General features: G+C 70.6%; 16 protein-coding genes and 1 tRNA gene. All 17 read left to right on the forward strand.

All coding sequences use genetic code 11. The annotated features are described in order from the left end of the window. The first annotated feature begins 76 nt into the window (after positions 1-76). The 17 genes from ACLQ22_RS05340 (at position 77) to rpsG (ending at position 17,676) form a co-directional block, all read left to right on the forward strand. The gene (locus tag ACLQ22_RS05340) at positions 77-523 is read left to right on the forward strand and encodes a MaoC family dehydratase N-terminal domain-containing protein (RefSeq protein ID WP_151453320.1); all 447 of its coding nucleotides are present in this window, start codon (positions 77-79) and stop codon (positions 521-523) included. A gap of 1 nt (position 524) precedes the next feature. Then, on the forward strand, positions 525-917 hold the full coding sequence (locus ACLQ22_RS05345) for a MaoC/PaaZ C-terminal domain-containing protein (protein ID WP_425691305.1): 393 nt from the start codon (positions 525-527) through the stop codon (positions 915-917). 128 nt (positions 918-1,045) lie between these two features. Beyond that, positions 1,046-1,118, forward strand: a tRNA-Trp gene (locus tag ACLQ22_RS05350). Between the two features lie 213 nt (positions 1,119-1,331). Further along, on the forward strand, positions 1,332-1,724 hold the full coding sequence (gene secE / locus ACLQ22_RS05355; RefSeq protein WP_366639789.1) for a preprotein translocase subunit SecE: 393 nt from the start codon (positions 1,332-1,334) through the stop codon (positions 1,722-1,724). A gap of 38 nt (positions 1,725-1,762) precedes the next feature. Next, on the forward strand, positions 1,763-2,485 hold the full coding sequence (gene nusG, locus ACLQ22_RS05360) for a transcription termination/antitermination protein NusG (RefSeq protein WP_088998338.1): 723 nt from the start codon (positions 1,763-1,765) through the stop codon (positions 2,483-2,485). A 186-nt stretch (positions 2,486-2,671) separates the two neighbouring features. Beyond that, on the forward strand, positions 2,672-3,103 hold the full coding sequence (gene rplK, locus ACLQ22_RS05365; protein WP_210832554.1) for a 50S ribosomal protein L11: 432 nt from the start codon (positions 2,672-2,674) through the stop codon (positions 3,101-3,103). Between the two features lie 80 nt (positions 3,104-3,183). Then, the gene (rplA, locus tag ACLQ22_RS05370; protein WP_121399897.1) at positions 3,184-3,900 is read left to right on the forward strand and encodes a 50S ribosomal protein L1; all 717 of its coding nucleotides are present in this window, start codon (positions 3,184-3,186) and stop codon (positions 3,898-3,900) included. A 76-nt stretch (positions 3,901-3,976) separates the two neighbouring features. Beyond that, positions 3,977-4,831, forward strand: a complete 855-nt coding sequence (locus ACLQ22_RS05375; protein ID WP_425691306.1) for an ATP-binding cassette domain-containing protein — start codon at positions 3,977-3,979, stop codon at positions 4,829-4,831. Further along, on the forward strand, positions 4,828-5,517 hold the full coding sequence (locus tag ACLQ22_RS05380; protein WP_425691307.1) for a hypothetical protein: 690 nt from the start codon (positions 4,828-4,830) through the stop codon (positions 5,515-5,517). The genes ACLQ22_RS05375 and ACLQ22_RS05380 overlap by 4 nt, the downstream gene beginning before the upstream one ends. Positions 5,518-6,038: 521 nt before the next feature. Continuing rightward, complete coding sequence (rplJ, locus tag ACLQ22_RS05385) at positions 6,039-6,584, forward strand: 50S ribosomal protein L10 (RefSeq protein ID WP_416610475.1); 546 nt, start codon at positions 6,039-6,041, stop codon at positions 6,582-6,584. A 54-nt stretch (positions 6,585-6,638) separates the two neighbouring features. Next, a complete protein-coding gene (gene rplL / locus ACLQ22_RS05390; RefSeq protein WP_101412803.1) occupies positions 6,639-7,028 on the forward strand; it encodes a 50S ribosomal protein L7/L12 in 390 nt (129 codons plus the stop codon). 570 nt (positions 7,029-7,598) lie between these two features. Beyond that, the gene (locus ACLQ22_RS05395) at positions 7,599-11,030 is read left to right on the forward strand and encodes a DNA-directed RNA polymerase subunit beta (protein ID WP_121399894.1); all 3,432 of its coding nucleotides are present in this window, start codon (positions 7,599-7,601) and stop codon (positions 11,028-11,030) included. 83 nt (positions 11,031-11,113) lie between these two features. Next, complete coding sequence (locus tag ACLQ22_RS05400; RefSeq protein ID WP_358091973.1) at positions 11,114-15,001, forward strand: DNA-directed RNA polymerase subunit beta'; 3,888 nt, start codon at positions 11,114-11,116, stop codon at positions 14,999-15,001. Between the two features lie 111 nt (positions 15,002-15,112). After that, positions 15,113-15,484: a hypothetical protein gene (locus ACLQ22_RS05405; RefSeq protein WP_121399892.1), complete on the forward strand. Its 372-nt coding sequence runs from the start codon at positions 15,113-15,115 to the stop codon at positions 15,482-15,484. A 483-nt stretch (positions 15,485-15,967) separates the two neighbouring features. After that, positions 15,968-16,336: a hypothetical protein gene (locus ACLQ22_RS05410; protein WP_425691308.1), complete on the forward strand. Its 369-nt coding sequence runs from the start codon at positions 15,968-15,970 to the stop codon at positions 16,334-16,336. Between the two features lie 493 nt (positions 16,337-16,829). After that, positions 16,830-17,204: a 30S ribosomal protein S12 gene (gene rpsL, locus ACLQ22_RS05415; protein ID WP_014440718.1), complete on the forward strand. Its 375-nt coding sequence runs from the start codon at positions 16,830-16,832 to the stop codon at positions 17,202-17,204. 1 nt (position 17,205) lies between these two features. Beyond that, positions 17,206-17,676 carry a 30S ribosomal protein S7 gene (rpsG, locus tag ACLQ22_RS05420; RefSeq protein WP_077938296.1) on the forward strand — a complete coding sequence of 157 codons (471 nt, stop codon included), beginning with the start codon at positions 17,206-17,208 and terminating at the stop codon, positions 17,674-17,676. The last annotated feature ends 45 nt before the right edge of the window (positions 17,677-17,721 follow it).

The raw sequence follows: 17,721 nt of genomic DNA on the forward strand, positions 1-17,721 counted from the left end.
TCCGTAGGGACGGCGCGGCTCCGGCCGCCGCCGACCGTACGGATCGGCGATCGGCGTTTGCGTGTAGGTTCGCGGCATGTCCCTGGACCCGTCCTTCGTCGGCCGGACGTATCCGCCGACCGCCCCCTACCAGGTGGGCAGAGAAAAGATCCGCGAGTTCGCCACGGCGATCGGCGCCGCCGATCCGGCCCACCACGACCCGGAGGCCGCCCGTGCGCTCGGCCACCCGGACGTGGTCGCCCCGCCGACCTTCCCCATCGTGCTCACGATGGCGGCCAACCAGCAGATCATCGACGACCCGGCCCTCGGCGTCGACTACAGCCGCGTCGTCCACGGCGACCAGCGCTTCGCCTACGCCCGGCCGGTGGTGGCGGGGGACGAGCTGGTCTGCGTCAGCGTCATCGACGACGTCAGCAGCCGTGGCGGGCACGGCTTCCTGACCACCCGCACCGAGGTGGCCACCCCGGCCGGCGAGCCGGTCGTGACCGTCTGGTCGAAGCTCGTCGTACGCGGGGAGGGCTGAGATGGAGCTGTCAGCCAGGACGTTCCGGGTTACGCGCGCGGACCTGGTCCGCTACGCCGGCGCCTCGGGGGACTTCAACCCGATCCACTGGAACGACCGGACCGCCACGAAGGTGGGCCTGCCGGGCGTGATCGCCCACGGCATGTTCACCATGGCGCTGGTCGGCCGCGCGGTGGCGGAGTGGGCCGGGGCGCCCGACGCGATCGTCGACTACAACGTCCGCTTCACCCGGCCGGTGGTCGTCCCGGACGACGACGAGGGCACCGAGATCGAGGTCACGGCCGTGGTCCGGGAGGTCACCGAGGACGGGCTGACCAGGCTCGACGTGACCGCCGTCTGCCGGGGCGAGAAGGTGCTCTCGCAGGCTCGGGCGACCGTCCGGACGGCCCGCTGACCAGGCTCCCGACGCGCGAAGGGCAGACCGGTTGGGAAAGTGGTGCCGCTACCCGTACACTGGTCCGCCGTGGGGCAAGTAACCCCTGCACGGTCGTGCATGACCGGGCAGGGCGAGCATTGCCGCACAGGGGTGTAGCTCAATTGGCAGAGCAGCGGTCTCCAAAACCGCAGGCTGCAGGTTCAAGTCCTGTCACCCCTGCGCCTCAGGCCTGACCGTTCCCGTGGGTCGCGCCGCCGTACGGCGGCGTCCGGCCCGTGGTGGTGGCATCGGCGGGGTGGCTCCGAGGCATTCGGGCCCTCCCGGCTGATCCGCCGGCCGCGGCCCGTCGCGGGACGGTTGGTCCGGCCGGCGTGACCAAGCGCCGCGCACGCCCGACAGCGTGCGACCCGACATCCCGCGACGGAGGGCGAAGTGGCCGACAAGAAGCGGCGCGGCGAGGACGCCGGCGACGACCGTCTGCACGACGAGGTCGTCGACGACGTGGCCGACGACGACGCCACCGACGCCGAGGAGCCGGTATCCCGCGGCGGCACCGCGACGCGCTCGCGGGCGAAGGCGGATTCGGCGGACAGCCGACCGAAGACCAAGGCGGAAACCGATCGGGTGGGCCTGTTCGGCCGCATCGCCCGATTCATCCGCGAGGTCGTGGCCGAACTGCGTAAGGTCATCTGGCCGACCCGCAAGGAGCTGCTGACCTACACGGCCGTGGTGGTCGCCTTCGTCACGGTGATGCTGACGATCGTGGCCGGCCTTGACTTCGCCTTCGCGAAGGGCGTGCTGTGGGTCTTCGGCAACCCCAGCTGACCGGCCGACTGAGCCGATAGTGACGGAAGTGAGCGAGCGTGCCTGAGTACGACGAGACCGCCGAGACCACGGACGAGCAGTCCACGGTGGCGACGGCGGCTGGTGACGAGTCGGTCGAGGCCGCCAGCGAGCCGGAGTTCCCCACCACCGAGCCCGCGCCGGACGAGGACTACGACCCGGTCGCCGAGCTGCGGCAGAAGCTGCGCTACGCGCCGGGCGACTGGTACGTGGTGCACTCGTACGCCGGCTACGAGAACAAGGTCAAGACCAACCTCGAGACCCGGATCACGAGCCTCGACATGGAGGACTACATCTACCAGGTCGAGGTGCCGACCCGGGAAGAGGTGGAGGTCAAGAACGGGAAGCGGTCGCAGATCCAGGCCAAGGTCTTCCCGGGCTACATCCTGGTCCGGATGGAGCTGACCGCCGAGTCCTACTCCTGCGTGCGCAACACGCCGGGCGTCACCGGCTTCGTCGGCGCGACGGACCGGGCCGACCGTCCGGCCCCGCTCTCCCTCGACGAGGTGCTGAAGTGGCTGGCGCCGGCCGTCGAGACCGAGCAGAAGAAGGCCAAGCCCGAGATCAAGGTCCTCGACTTCGAGGTCGGCGACTCGGTCACCGTCACCGACGGCGCCTTCGCCTCGCTGCCGGCGACGATCAGTGAGATCAACGCCGACCAGCAGAAGCTCAAGGTGCTGGTGTCGATCTTCGGTCGCGAGACGCCGGTGGAGCTGAACTTCAACCAGGTCGCCAAGATCTGACGTCGGGAGCGCCGGCGGTGGGCAGCCGCCCGCCGCCGGCGTACCCGTTCCGCCCCCCCCGCGCCGACCTCGGCGCAGGCGGCGGCGGGACGCTGCGCTACTCTAGAACGTCGCCGCTGTCGCATCGCGCTGACCGTGCGCGCCTGCGGCCGGCACCTTTCCCAGTTTCAAGCCCCAGGAAGAGACATGCCTCCGAAGAAGAAGCTCGTCAAGACTTTCACGCTTCAGCTGAAGGCGGGCCAGGCCACGCCGGCGCCGCCGGTCGGCCCCGCGCTCGGCCAGCACGGCGTGAACATCATGGAGTTCTGCAAGTCCTACAACGCGCAGACCGAGACCCAGCGGGGCGACATCGTCCCCGCCGAGATCAGCGTCTACGAGGACCGCAGCTTCACCTTCGTCCTGAAGACCCCGCCCGCCGCCCGGCTGCTGCTCAAGGCCGCCGGTGTGGAGAAGGGCTCGGGCGTCCCGCAGAAGGACAAGGTCGGCTCCGTGTCGCAGGCCCAGGTGCGTGAGATCGCCGAGAAGAAGATGGTCGACCTCAACGCCAACGACATCGACCAGGCTGCGAAGATCATCGCTGGCACCGCCCGGTCGATGGGCATCGTCGTCAACGACTGACCTCGGTCACCGCCAGATCCAGTTCGTGGGAGGGCGCGCGGGAAGTCGCGGCCCGCCATAGACCACAGGAGTACCAGAAAATGCAGCGCAGCAAGAGCTACCGCAAGGCCGCCGAGGTCATCGACCGGTCGAAGCTCTACACCCCCGCCGAGGCCGTGAAGCTGGCCAAGGACACCACCACCGCCAAGTTCGACGCCACGGTCGAGGTCGCCATGCGCCTCGGCGTCGACCCCCGCAAGGCGGACCAGATGGTCCGTGGCGTGGTCAACCTGCCGCACGGCACCGGTAAGACCGCCCGCGTGATCGTCTTCGCGGCCGGCGCGAAGGCCGAGGAGGCCGCCGCCGCCGGTGCGGACGAGGTGGGCACCGACGAGCTGGTCGCCCGGATCCAGGGCGGTTGGCTCGACTTCGACGCGGCGATCGCCACGCCGGACCAGATGGCCAAGATCGGCCGGATCGCGCGGATCCTGGGCCCGCGCGGTCTCATGCCGAACCCGAAGACCGGCACGGTGACCATGGACGTCACCAAGGCCGTCTCGGACATCAAGGGCGGTAAGATCACCTTCCGGGTGGACAAGCACTCCAACCTGCACCTGATCATCGGCAAGGCCTCGTTCTCCGAGACCCAGCTGATCGACAACTACGCGGCGGTCCTCGACGAGGTCCTGCGGGCCAAGCCGTCCGCCGCGAAGGGCAAGTACCTCAAGAAGGTCACCCTGACCACCACCATGGGCCCGGGCGTCCCGGTCGACCCCAACGTGGTGAAGAACCTGCAGGAGGCCTCGGCCGAGGGCTGAGCATCCGTACCCGTGACGGGGCGTCGCCACATCGTGGCGGCGCCCCGTTCCGTGTCGGTTGTGGCATGCTCGGCCGGTGCGCCTGGAGAACGTCTGGCTGCGCTACCGGCGGCGGGGCCCGTGGGTGCTGCGGGAAGCCGCGGTGCGGGTCGGCCCCGGTGAGGTCGTGGTCGTCCTCGGCCGCAACGGCGTGGGCAAGTCGACCCTGCTCCAGGTGGCGGCCGGGGTGCTGCGGCCGAGCCGGGGGCGGGTCACCGGTCGACCCCGGCACGTCGGGTGGGTCCCGGAGCGCTTCCCGGCCGACCAGCCCTTCACCGTCGAGCACTACCTGACCGCCATGGGACGTGCCGCCGGCCTCGACCCGGCGGCCGCCAGCCACGCGGTGGAGCACTGGACGTCCCGGCTGGGCCTGTCCGGGTTCCGCCGGGTCCGTCTGCCGGAGCTGTCCAAGGGCACGGCGCAGAAGGTCGGCCTGGCCCAGGCGATGCTGCGTCCGCCCGGCCTGCTGGTGCTCGACGAGCCGTGGGAGGGCCTCGACGCCGCGACCCGGGACCTCGTGCCCGAGGTGATCGACGAGGTGGTGGCGGCGGGCGGGTCGGTGCTGGTCAGCGACCACCGGGGCGAGATCGCCCGGTTGCCCGGTGCCCGCCGCTGGACGGTGGCGGACGGCACGGTCACCGAGGCCGCCCCGTCGGCGGACGCGGCGCTGGCGGTGGTCGAGGTCGCGGTCCCCGCGGCGCGGGTCGACGGCACCGTCGCCCGGCTGCGCGCCGAGGGGCACCGGATCCTTCGCGTACGCCGGCCCGCCAAGCCCGGGGCGGTCGTCCCGGACGGCGCCGAGGGGCCGCCGGGGGAGACCGTGGACCCGGGTGCGCCGCCCGTCGCCCGGGCGCCAGAGGCCACGGGCGGGACCACCGGGGGGCCGCGGTGACCGCACTGCTCCGGCTGCGGCTGGCGGGCTTCCTGCGTACGGGACGGGCGCTGGCCCCGCTGCTGGCCGGCCTGGTGGCCCTCGGCGTCCTCTACGGCGGCGGCCGGGCCCAGCCGGGGGAGGCGTACGGCGTCTCGGCGGTGGTGCTCTTCCCGGTGCTCGCCTGGCAGACAAAGGTGCTGCTGGACGTCGAGCCGGACGTGCAGCGCCGGCTGGCGCAGGCGCTCGTCGGGGTGCGCCGGGAGCGACTGGCCGGGCTGCTGGCGGCCGGCGTGGCCGGGCTCGGCACGGTGGCCGTCGCGCTGGTCTTCCCGTGGCTGGTCGGCGGGGTCGCCGGCCCGGTGGAGCCGGGCGACCGGTCGGTGCCGGTGGGGATCGCCGTCGGGCTGTGGGCGCACCTGCTGGCCGTACCCGCGGCGGTGGCGCTCGGGGCGCTGGCCAGCCGCGCCTGCACGGGCAGCGCCGGCTACGGCGTCGCGGTGCTCGCGCTCGGCGGGGTCGGCGCGGTCGTCCTCGGCCTGAGCGGCTCGGTGGCGCCGTGGCTGGCGCCGCCGGTGATGGCGACCGCGCGGGCCGCCGCCGACGGCCTGGCCGCGTCGACGGTGGGCCTGCTCACCGCCTGGGCCGCGGCCTGGAGCGCGGCGGCGGCTGCGGCGTACCTGTGGCGGCGGCGCTACCGGCCCTGAACCCCGCGCCCGCCTCCGGCGTCGACCGCCAGGCACCGCCGCGACCGCCGGGCAGTGCCGCGACTGCCGGGCAGTGCCGCGACCGCCGGGGCGCACAGACGGCCGGGTGCACCGACGGCCCGGGGGGCTCCGGCGCCCGGTGCGGCGAGACCGGCGGTGTGCCGTGACCGCCGGTGCGGCCAGGGCTGCGGCTCCCCGGGGTGCGGGGGAGTGATCCGGCCCACCGGGGGGGCGATTTGGTGGTCGCGGGGCTCCTCGCGTAACCTTGGCCGCGAAGTTCCACCCAGAGACCGCTGGTCACCGTGCCCCGGCACGGTCGAAGGTCCCGCGACTACGGGCGACCCGCGCAGGGCGGTAAGCGAAAATCGGTGCTGAGCATGGTCCGCCGACCGTGTCCGTGTGCCGGCCCTCGCCCCGTGCGCCCTGCGCCGGGGCCTTTCTCGTTGTCGTGGCACCTGCGCCCCCGTCGAAAGCTCCGGCCGACGACGGTGACCGGCCTCGAGTAACGAGAGAGGAGGGACATGGCGGACAAGCCGATCCGGGCCGACAAGGCCACGGCCGTCGCTGAGCTGACCGAGAGCTTCCGCAACGCGGGCGCCACGGTGCTGACCGAGTACCGCGGTCTGACGGTTTCCCAGCTCACCCAGCTGCGGCGCTCGCTCGGCAAGGAGACCAGCTACACGGTTGCGAAGAACACGCTCGCGAAGCGTGCCGCGACCGACGCTGGCATCTCCGGCCTCGACGAGATGTTCTCCGGTCCTACCGCGCTGACTTTCGTTTCGGGCGACGTCGTCGAGGCGGCGAAGGGGCTTCGCGACTTCGCGAAGGCCAACCCGAAGCTCGTCATCAAGGGCGGTGTCTTCGAGGGCAGGGCCATTACCGCGGCCGAGGTCACGAAGCTCGCCGACCTGGAGTCCCGTGAGGTGCTGCTGGCCAAGCTGGCCGGCGCGATGAAGGGCAACCTGAGCAAGGCCGCGGCCCTGTTCCAGGCCCCGCTGTCGAAGACCGCCCGTCTGGCGGCCGCCCTGCAGGACAAGCGCGAGAAGGAGGGCGCCGAGGCGGCCTGAGGCCCCGCGGCGCACCCAGTTCTTACCTAACAGATTCAGGAAAGGACGCCAGACATGGCGAAGCTCAGCACCGACGAGCTGCTCGACGCGTTCAAGGAGATGACGCTGATCGAGCTCTCCGAGTTCGTGAAGCAGTTCGAGGAGACCTTCGAGGTCACCGCCGCCGCTCCGGCCGCGATGATGGTTGCCGGCCCGGGTGCCGGTGCCGCTGCGGCCGAGGCCGAGCCGGAGAAGGACGAGTTCGACGTCATCCTCGAGGCTGACGGCGGCAAGAAGATCCAGGTCATCAAGGTCGTGCGTGAGCTGACCGGCCTGGGCCTCAAGGAGGCCAAGGACCTGGTCGAGGCCGCTCCGAAGGCCGTCCTGGAGAAGGCCAACAAGGAGACCGCCGACAAGGCCAAGGCCAAGCTCGAGGGCGAGGGCGCCAAGGTCACCCTCAAGTGACCTGACGTACCACCAGGCGCGTGTCCGGCTCGGTGAGCCGGGGCACACCGCGTCACGGCGGGCGGTGATCCGACACTGGATCGCCGCCCGCCGTCTTGGTGCATCCGGCGACAGCGCGGTGAGCAGGGCGTCCACACCCCGCAACGGTCGGCGACCGGGGCCCGTGGGTAGCCCGTCGGTGGGAAAGAAGCGGCGACCCGGATGCCGGGCCTTGACGCGGCCCCGGGCTGACAGGCACGCTGACACAGCAAGACCTTCCGCGCTTGCAACGGCCACCACTTGGGTAATGGCAGCGGCGACACCATCGGCCGCGGCACCTGAGCGGCCCGGCAGGAACGTCGCGTTCCGAGCGGCCCGGTGAGACCCTGGTCCAGGGGTCCCGAGGCGCGTTCCGCGACGACCTGCGGGTTGGGCTGGACAGCGGTTAGCCTCTCGGCTACACTGCTAGTTTGCGCTGCCTTCCGACTTGACCCCTGCTCGGAAATGTCCGTTTACGGATATTTCTGGTGGGGTCATTGGAGTGCACGCGTACCAGCCGTTCTGCAGCACCGGTCCTCGGAAGGACGCATCTTGGCAGCTTCCCGCCCTGCGAAGACCAGTCGTACGTCGAGCGCATTCGCTCCCCGCCGAGTTTCATTCGGCAGGATCACCGAACACCTCGAGGTCCCCAACCTCCTCGCCATCCAGAACGAGTCCTTCGACTGGCTCGTCGGCAACGAGGCTTGGCAGGGCCGGTCGGCGGACGACCCGCACGCACGCTCGGGTCTCGCGGAGATCCTCGACGAGATCAGTCCCATTGAGGACTTCTCCGGCACCATGTCGCTCTCCTTCTCGGCTCCGCGCTTCGACGAGGTCAAGGCCTCGATCGAGGAGTGCAAGGAGAAGGACCTGACCTACTGCGCCCCGCTGTTCGTGACCGCGGAGTTCACCAACAACACCACCGGCGAGATCAAGAGCCAGACGGTGTTCATGGGTGACTTCCCGATGATGACGCCGAAGGGCACCTTCATCATCAACGGCACCGAGCGCGTCGTCGTCAGTCAGCTCGTCCGGTCCCCGGGCGTCTACTTCGACAAGCAGCCGGACAAGACCTCCGACCGCGACCTCACCAGCGTCAAGGTCATTCCCAGCCGGGGCGCCTGGCTGGAGTTCGACATCGACAAGCGCGACACGGTCGGCGTCCGCATCGACCGTAAGCGCCGGCAGGCCGTCACCGTCCTGCTCAAGGCCGTCGGTTGGTCCGCCGAGCGCATCCGCGAGCGCTTCGGCTGGTCCGAGCTGATGATGACCACGCTCGAGAAGGACCACATCGCCGGCGCGGACGAGGCGTTGCTCGACATCTACCGGAAGCTCCGCCCTGGCGAGCCGCCGACCCGCGAGAACGCCCAGACCCTGCTCGACAACCTCTTCTTCAACCCGAAGCGGTACGACGTCGCCAAGGTCGGTCGTTACAAGTTCAACAAGAAGCTCGAGCTGGAGGTGCCGATCACGACCGGCACCCTGACCGAGGACGACATCGTCGCCACCGTGGAGTACCTCTGCCGGCTGCACGCCGGTGAGGACGGCTACGAGGCCGACGACATCGACCACTTCGGCAACCGGCGCCTGCGTACCGTGGGTGAGCTGATCCAGAACCAGGTCCGGGTCGGTCTGTCCCGGATGGAGCGCGTCGTCCGCGAGCGGATGACCACCCAGGACGTCGAGGCGATCACGCCGCAGACCCTGATCAACATCCGCCCGGTGGTGGCGGCGATCAAGGAGTTCTTCGGCACCTCGCAGCTGTCCCAGTTCATGGACCAGACCAACCCGCTGGCGGGCCTGACCCACCGGCGTCGGCTGAGCGCGCTCGGCCCGGGTGGTCTGTCCCGGGAGCGGGCCGGCTTCGAGGTCCGCGACGTGCACCCGTCCCACTACGGCCGGATGTGCCCGATCGAGACGCCGGAAGGCCCGAACATCGGCCTGATCGGCGCGCTGTCCACCTTCGCCCGGGTCAACCCGTTCGGCTTCATCGAGACGCCGTACCGGAAGGTCGTCGACGGTCGGGTCACCGACCAGATCGACTACCTGACCGCGGACGAGGAGGACCGGTTCGTCAAGGCGCAGGCCAACGCGCCGCTGAAGGCCGACGGCACGTTCGCCGAGGACCGGGTCCTGTGCCGCCGTAAGGGCGGCGAGACCGAGGACGTGGTGCCGAGCGCCGTCGACTACATGGACGTGTCGCCGCGGCAGATGACCTCGGTCGCGACCGCGATGATCCCGTTCCTCGAGCACGACGACGCCAACCGGGCACTGATGGGCGCGAACATGCAGCGCCAGGCGGTGCCGCTGGTCAAGGCCGAGTCCCCGCTCGTCGGCACCGGCATGGAGTACCGCGCCGCGGTCGACGCCGGTGACGTGGTCGTCGCCGAGGTCGGCGGCGTCATCGAGGACCTCTGCGCCGACTACATCACCATCCACCAGGACGACGGCCACCGCCGCACGTACCTGCTGCACAAGTTCCGCCGCTCCAACGCCGGCTCCTGCGTCAACCAGAAGCCGGTCGTCTTCGAGGGCGACCGCGTCGAGGCCGGCCAGGTCATCGCCGACGGTCCGTGCACCGACGAGGGCGAGATGGCGCTCGGGCGCAACCTGCTGGTGGCGTTCATGTGCTGGGAGGGCCACAACTACGAGGACGCGATCATCCTGTCGCAGCGCCTCGTGCAGCAGGACGTGCTCACCTCGATCCACATCGAGGAGCACGAGGTCGACGCCCGGGACACCAAGCTCGGCCCGGAGGAGATCACCCGCGACATCCCGAACGTCAGCGAGGAGATGCTCGCCGACCTCGACGAGCGCGGCATCATCCGGATCGGCGCCGAGGTCGTCCCCGGCGACATCCTGGTCGGCAAGGTCACGCCCAAGGGTGAGACCGAGCTGACCCCGGAGGAGCGGCTGCTCCGCGCGATCTTCGGTGAGAAGGCGCGCGAGGTCCGCGACACCTCGCTGAAGGTGCCGCACGGCGAGACCGGCACGGTCATCGGTGTGCGTACCTTCTCCCGCGAGGACGGCGACGAGTTGCCGCCGGGCGTCAACGAGCTGGTCCGGGTCTACGTCGCCCAGAAGCGGAAGATCCAGGACGGTGACAAGCTCGCCGGCCGGCACGGCAACAAGGGCGTCATCTCCAAGATCCTGCCGATCGAGGACATGCCGTTCCTGGAGGACGGCACGCCGGTCGACATCGTGCTCAACCCGCTGGGTGTGCCGTCCCGGATGAACATCGGCCAGGTGCTGGAGACGCACCTCGGCTGGGTGGCGAAGACGGGGTGGAGCGTCGACGGCGACGACGCCGAGTGGAAGCGCCAGCTGCGCTCCATCGAGGCGCACGAGTCGGAGCCGGACACCAACGTGGCCACGCCGGTCTTCGACGGTGCCCGCGAGGAGGAGATCTCCGGCCTGCTGTCGTCGACCCTGCCCAACCGGGACGGCAAGCAGCTGATCGGTTCCAGCGGCAAGGCGCAGCTGTTCGATGGCCGCTCCGGCGAGCCGCTGCCGGACCCGATCGCGGTCGGCTACATCTACATCCTGAAGCTCAACCACCTGGTCGACGACAAGATCCACGCCCGGTCGACCGGTCCGTACTCGATGATCACGCAGCAGCCGCTGGGTGGTAAGGCGCAGTTCGGTGGCCAGCGCTTCGGCGAGATGGAGTGCTGGGCGATGCAGGCGTACGGCGCCGCGTACGCCCTGCAGGAGCTGTTGACCATCAAGTCCGACGACGTCCTCGGCCGGGTCAAGGTCTACGAGGCCATCGTCAAGGGCGAGAACATCCCGGAGCCGGGCATCCCGGAGTCGTTCAAGGTGCTGCTCAAGGAGCTGCAGTCGCTGTGCCTCAACGTCGAGGTGCTGTCCAGCGACGGCGTGGCCCTGGAGATGCGTGAGACCGACGACGAGGTGTTCCGCGCCGCGGAGGAGCTGGGCATCGACCTGTCCCGGCGCGAGCCGAGCTCGGTCGAAGAGGTCTGAGGTGAGTGGTCGGGAGCCGGCTCGCCGCCGGCTCCCGACCTCACCCACTAGCTAGCAGTACAGACGACGACATAGGGGACATAGTGCTCGACGTCAACTTCTTCGACGAGCTGCGCATCGGCCTCGCCACCGCCGACGACATCCGTCAGTGGTCGCACGGTGAGGTCAAGAAGCCTGAGACGATCAACTACCGCACCCTGAAGCCGGAAAAGGACGGGCTCTTCTGCGAGAAGATCTTCGGTCCGCAGCGGGACTGGGAGTGCTACTGCGGTAAGTACAAGCGGGTCCGGTTCAAGGGCATCATCTGCGAGCGCTGCGGCGTCGAGGTGACCCGGTCGAAGGTCCGCCGTGAGCGGATGGGGCACATCGAGCTCGCCGCGCCGGTGACCCACATCTGGTACTTCAAGGGCGTGCCGAGCCGGCTGGGCTACCTGCTGGACCTCGCCCCCAAGGACCTCGAAAAGATCATCTACTTCGCCTCGTACGTCGTGACGAGCGTGGACGCCGAGTCGCGTCACCGTGACCTCTCGACGATCGAGAACGAGATCCTGGCCGAGAAGCGGCAGGCCGAGAACAGCCGCGACTCGGAGATCGAGAAGCGGGCCACCAAGCTCGAGGCCGACCTGGCCGAGCTGGAGGCCGAGGGTGCCAAGGCGGACGTCCGGCGCAAGGTCAAGGAGGGCGGAGAGCGCGAGATGCGCCAGATCCGCGACCGGGCCCAGCGCGAGATCGACCGCCTGGACGAGGTGCTGGACACCTTCCGCAAGCTGGAGCCGAAGCAGCTCGTCACCGACGAACTGCTCTACCGCGAGCTGCGGGACCGGTTCGGCGAGTACTTCACCGGCGGCATGGGCGCCGAGGCCATCAAGGCGCTGGTCCAGAACATGGACCTCGACGCCGAGGCCGAGAACCTGCGCGAGACGATCCGCTCCGGCAAGGGGCAGCGGAAGATCCGGGCGCTCAAGCGGCTCAAGGTCGTCGCGGCGTTCCTGAACACCCGCAACTCGCCGCTCGGCATGGTGCTCGACTGCGTGCCGGTCATCCCGCCGGACCTGCGCCCGATGGTGCAGCTCGACGGTGGCCGCTTCGCGACCTCCGACCTGAACGACCTGTACCGCCGCGTGATCAACCGGAACAACCGCCTCAAGCGGCTGATCGACCTCGGCGCGCCCGAGATCATCGTCAACAACGAGAAGCGGATGCTCCAGGAGGCCGTCGACGCGCTGTTCGACAACGGCCGCCGCGGCCGGCCGGTCACCGGGCCGGGCAACCGCCCGCTGAAGTCGCTCTCCGACATGCTCAAGGGCAAGCAGGGCCGGTTCCGGCAGAACCTGCTGGGCAAGCGCGTCGACTACTCCGGCCGTTCGGTCATCGTCGTCGGCCCGAAGCTCAAGCTGCACCAGTGCGGCCTGCCCAAGCAGATGGCGCTGGAGCTGTTCAAGCCGTTCGTGATGAAGCGGCTGGTCGACCTCAACCACGCGCAGAACATCAAGTCCGCCAAGCGGATGGTCGAGCGGCAGCGGCCGGTCGTGTGGGACGTGCTGGAAGAGGTCATCGGCGAGCACCCGGTCCTGCTGAACCGGGCGCCGACCCTGCACCGCCTGGGCATCCAGGCCTTCGAGCCGCAGCTCGTCGAGGGCAAGGCCATCCAGATCCACCCGCTGGTCTGCACCGCGTTCAACGCCGACTTCGACGGTGACCAGATGGCGGTGCACGTGCCGCTGTCGGCCGAGGCCCAGGCCGAGGCGCGGATCCTGATGCTGTCGTCGAACAACATCCTCAAGCCGGCCGACGGCAAGCCCGTCACCATGCCCACCCAGGACATGGTCATCGGCCTCTACCACCTCACCCACCTCACGGCGGGCGAGAAGGGCGAGGGCCGGGCGTTCAGCTCGGACGCCGAGGCGCGGATGGCGTACGACAACGGCGAGCTGCACCTCCAGGCCCCGGTGAAGATCCGCCTGCGTGGCGTGGTCGGGGTCGACAACGGTGCCGGCGCCGAGGCGTGGACCGCCCCGGAGGGCTGGGTCGAGGGCGAGCCGCTGACCGTGGAGACGACCCTCGGCCGGGTGCTGTTCAACGAGACGCTGCCGCAGGGCTACCGCTTCGTGAACTACGAGATCCGCAAGGGTCAGCTCTCCGCGATCGTCAACGACCTCGCCGAGCGCTTCCCCAAGGTGGCGCTGGCCGCCACCCTGGACGGGCTCAAGGAGGCCGGCTTCCACTGGGCCACCTGGTCCGGCGTGACGATCGGCATGGAGGACGTCATCGCCCCGCCGCGCAAGCGGGAGATCCTGGAGCGGTACGAGAAGGAAGCCGACCAGATCGACAAGCAGTACCAGCGCGGTCTGATGACCCCGGAGGAGCGTCGCGGCGAGCTCATCCAGATCTGGACCAAGGCGACCAACGAGGTCGCCAAGGAGATGGACACCGCCCTGCCGCAGGAGAACCCGCTGTGGAAGATGATCAACTCGGGTGCCCGCGGTAACCTCCTCCAGCTCCGGCAGATCGCGGCGATCCGTGGTCTGGTGGCCAACCCGAAGGGCGAGATCATCCCGCGGCCGATCAAGGCCAGCTACCGGGAGGGTCTGTCCGTGCTGGAGTACTTCATCTCCACGCACGGTGCCCGTAAGGGTCTCGCGGACACCGCCCTGCGTACCGCCGACTCGGGTTACCTGACCCGTCGTCTGGTGGACGTCTCGCAGGACGTCATCATCCGCGAGGAGGACTGCGGCACCGACCGCGCCATCCCGATGCAGATCGGCGAGCGGCTCGACGGCAAGCTGGTCGTGCACGAGCACGCCGAGACCAGCGTGCACGCGCGGACGCTGGCCGACGACATCAAGGGGCCGGACGGCGTCGTCGTCGCCGAGCGGGGTCAGGACATCAACTCGATCCTGGTCGACAAGATCGTCGCCGCCGGGGTGGAGACGGTTCGGGTGCGCAGCGTGCTCACCTGCGAGTCGAAGCTGGGCGTCTGCGGTGCGTGCTACGGCCGCTCGCTGCCGACCGGCAAGACCGTGGACGTCGGCGAGGCGGTCGGCATCATCGCCGCCCAGTCGATCGGTGAGCCGGGTACGCAGCTGACGATGCGTACCTTCCACACCGGTGGTGTCGCGGGTGAGGACATCACCCAGGGTCTGCCCCGTGTGCAGGAGATCTTCGAGGCCCGGGTCCCGAAGGGCAAGGCGCCCATCGCCGACACCCCGGGTCGGATCCGGATCGAGGACGGCGAGCGCTCGCGCAAGATCATCGTGGTGCCGGACGACGGCAGCGACGAGATCGTCTACGACAAGATCTCCAAGCGGGTCCGGCTGCGGACCCACGACGGCGGTCACGTCGCGGTCGGCGAGAAGCTGACCGAGGGCACCATCGACCCGCACGAGCTGCTGCGGATCATGGGTCCGCGGGCGGTCCAGGTCCACCTGACCAGTGAGGTCCAGGAGGTCTACCGCTCGCAGGGTGTGCTCATCCACGACAAGCACATCGAGATCATCATCCGCCAGATGCTCAAGCGGGTGACGGTCATCGACTCCGGCTCGACCGAGTTCCTGCCGGGCGTGCTGGTCGACCGGGCGCTGTTCGAGTCGGAGAACCGCCGACTCGTCTCCGAGGGCGGCGAGCCCGCCGCCGGCCGTCCGGTGCTGATGGGTATCACCAAGGCCTCGCTGGCCACCGACTCCTGGCTCTCGGCGGCCTCCTTCCAGGAGACCACCCGGGTGCTGACCGACGCGGCGATCAACTCGCGCAGCGACTCGCTCGTCGGCCTCAAGGAGAACGTGATCATCGGTAAGCTCATCCCGGCCGGTACGGGCATCAGCAAGTACCGCAACGTCCGGGTCGAGCCGACCGAGGAGGCGAAGGCCAAGGTCTACTCGATGACCGGCTACCCGGAGACCGACTACGGCTTCGGGCCGGCCAGCGGCCAGGCGGTTCCGCTGGACGACTTCGACTTCGGGTCGTACCGCTAAGCAGCACGATCGACGAGGCCCCCGGCACACGCCGGGGGCCTCGCCGTGTCCCGGGACCGGGGTGGCCCGTGCGGGCGCCGCGGCGCGGCGGGCCGGGGCATGATGGGGGGCATGACGACCGCACCCGGGCAGGCGCCCGTCGCCCAGCCGGGGCTGCCCCGCCATCCGCTCGACCCGGACCCGGCCCGGGCCACCAAGGCGCGAGCGGTCTTCGCGCTGGGCCTGATCGGCGCGCTGACCGGCCTGTTCATCGGCGGCGTGGTGCCGGCCACGGTGGCGCTCCAGCTCGCCCGCCAGGCGCGCCGGGAGGCGTACGCCTCGGGGGGTTTCCTGACCGGCGCGGCCTGGCTGCGGCGGGGGGAGCGGCTGGCCTGGACGGGCCTGGTGCTCGTCGCCGTCAGCGTCGTGGCCGCGGTGGTGCTCGGGGTGGTCCGGCTCGCCGACACGCCCTACGGGCAGGACTTCGCACCGAACATGGACTGACCGGCCGCCCGGGGGGAACGGGTCCCGCGCCGGGCGCGGGCCGTGGGGCCGGCGGCGGTAGCCTGGCCCGGTGTCCGTCGCGCGGCGGTGGACGCCGAGACGTCGACAGGAGGACCCGTGACGGAACCGGCGCGCTACCCGGGCGGCGATCCCGTGGCGCCCCCCGCCGCGAATCCCGACGCCCCGCCCGGCGGGACGCAGTGGGGGCGACCCGACGCGGGCGCTGGGTCCGTCGCGCCGGGGTACCCGCCGCCGGCGTCGCCCTGGAACGCCCCGTCCGGGGGAGGGGACCCGGGCCCGTCGTCGGCGTCGCCCTGGGGTACCTCGCCTGCCGGTGGGGACCCGGGTCGGTCGTCGGTGTCCCCGTGGGGGACCTCGCCGGCGGGAGCGGGCCCGTCGCCGGCTCCGGGCTGGGGTCCGGGCCCGCTCGCCCCGCCCCCGCCACCGCGCGAGGCCGCCCGGCCGCCGAAGCGGGTCGACCCGGTGGCGGGCACGCCCTTCGGCGTGGTGCACCTCGACGTGCCGCCGGTCACCTCCGGCCTGGCCGTGGGTTCGCTGGTGGCCGGGATCGTCTCGACGCTGGTCGCGATGCTGGTGATCTGTATCGGCGCGGTCGGCGGCGTGGGCGGCGCCTGGGCGGCCGGCGCCTTCACCGTCCTGGGCGTGCTGGCCGGCGCGGGCGCCGTCGTGGCCGGCCTGCTGGGGATGCGGCAGATCCGCCGCCCGACCGCCCCGCCGGCGGTCCGGTTCACCGGGCGGGGCCTGGCGGTGGCCGGGGTCAGCTGTGGCGGGGCGGGGCTGCTGCTCAGCCTGCTGGGCCTGGGGTTGGCGTTGCTGCTGACGCTCGGGTGACGCCCGCGTCCGGCCGTGGGGCGTGACGGCGGCCGTGACGGGGTCGACGGGCCGGTCCGCGGGGAAGCCGGTACACTTGGATTCGTAGGTGCCCACCACGGGCGGGTAGGCGCGACGGGTTCGATCGGCAGGCGGTGGACGCTCCGCCGGCCGCTCCGTTTTGACCTGTGCGGTTGTGGTAGGTACTCTTTCCCCTTGTGCCCGGGCAAGCCCGGGCAACTCGTGCGTGCGCTGGATCCGGTGAGCCGGAGATCGCGTGGGAGCACGACAAAGCCAAAGATCCGGCGCGCGGCCTGCCGTGCGCCGGTTGCAAGACCCCGTCGGCACGCGCAAGCGTCGGCGGCGGGGCCGTGAGCTGGGCGACACGCCCGACCGCGGGTGCCGGGACCACCGCGAGGTGGCCCTGGTCGGAATGTAGGAGAGTCGACCATCAGGTCGGCTACGGCAGACGGTGCGGCCGCCACCAGGCGGCCGAAGGGAGCGGAGAAACCCGGTGCCCACGATCCAGCAGCTGGTCCGAAAGGGCCGCCAGGCTAAGACGAGTAAGACCAAGACCCCGGCGCTGAAGGGTTCCCCTCAGCGGCGCGGCGTGTGCACCCGCGTGTACACCACCACCCCGAAGAAGCCGAACTCGGCGCTGCGCAAGGTCGCTCGTGTCAAGCTCAGCAGCCAGATCGAGGTGACCGCCTACATCCCGGGCGTCGGTCACAACCTGCAGGAGCACTCGATCGTGCTCGTCCGCGGCGGCCGGGTGAAGGACCTCCCCGGCGTGCGTTACAAGATCGTCCGCGGTTCGCTGGACACCCAGGGTGTCCGCAACCGCAAGCAGGCGCGCAGCCGTTACGGCGCGAAGAAGGAGAAGAGCTGACATGCCGCGTAAGGGACCCGCTCCGCGGAAGCCGCTGGTCGCTGACCCGGTGTACAACTCGCCGCTGGTCACCCAGTTGGTGAACAAGATCCTCCTGCGCGGTAAGCGTCAGCTCGCCGAGCGCATCGTCTACGCCGCCCTCGAGGGCTGCCGCGAGAAGTCCGGCACCGACCCGGTCGTCACCCTCAAGCGGGCGATGGACAACGTCAAGCCGACCCTCGAGGTGCGCAGCCGCCGCGTCGGTGGCGCCACCTACCAGGTCCCGGTCGAGGTCCGCCCCGCCCGGGCGACCACCCTGGGCCTGCGCTGGCTGGTCACCTACTCCCGCGCCCGTCGCGAGAAGACCATGATCGAGCGGCTGATGAACGAGCTGCTGGACGCGAGCAACGGCCTCGGTGCCGCCGTCAAGCGGCGCGAGGACACGCACAAGATGGCCGAGTCCAACAAGGCCTTCGCGCACTACCGCTGGTAACACCCTGGTTCCGGCGCCCTCGTGGCGCCGGAACCGCCACCAGTT

It is taken from the genome of Micromonospora sp. DT178 (assembly GCF_049841695.1).
Classification (GTDB): domain Bacteria; phylum Actinomycetota; class Actinomycetes; order Mycobacteriales; family Micromonosporaceae; genus Micromonospora.

Coding starts and splice junctions, on each gene's coding strand:
- ACLQ22_RS05405 (WP_121399892.1), top strand. CDS start 15,113: ATGACGACCGCACCCGGGCAGGCGCCCGTCGCCCAGCCGGGGCTGCCC.
- rplJ (WP_416610475.1), top strand. CDS start 6,039: ATGGCGGACAAGCCGATCCGGGCCGACAAGGCCACGGCCGTCGCTGAG.
- rplA (WP_121399897.1), top strand. CDS start 3,184: ATGCAGCGCAGCAAGAGCTACCGCAAGGCCGCCGAGGTCATCGACCGG.
- rplL (WP_101412803.1), top strand. CDS start 6,639: ATGGCGAAGCTCAGCACCGACGAGCTGCTCGACGCGTTCAAGGAGATG.
- rplK (WP_210832554.1), top strand. CDS start 2,672: ATGCCTCCGAAGAAGAAGCTCGTCAAGACTTTCACGCTTCAGCTGAAG.
- rpsG (WP_077938296.1), top strand. CDS start 17,206: ATGCCGCGTAAGGGACCCGCTCCGCGGAAGCCGCTGGTCGCTGACCCG.
- ACLQ22_RS05340 (WP_151453320.1), top strand. CDS start 77: ATGTCCCTGGACCCGTCCTTCGTCGGCCGGACGTATCCGCCGACCGCC.
- ACLQ22_RS05345 (WP_425691305.1), top strand. CDS start 525: ATGGAGCTGTCAGCCAGGACGTTCCGGGTTACGCGCGCGGACCTGGTC.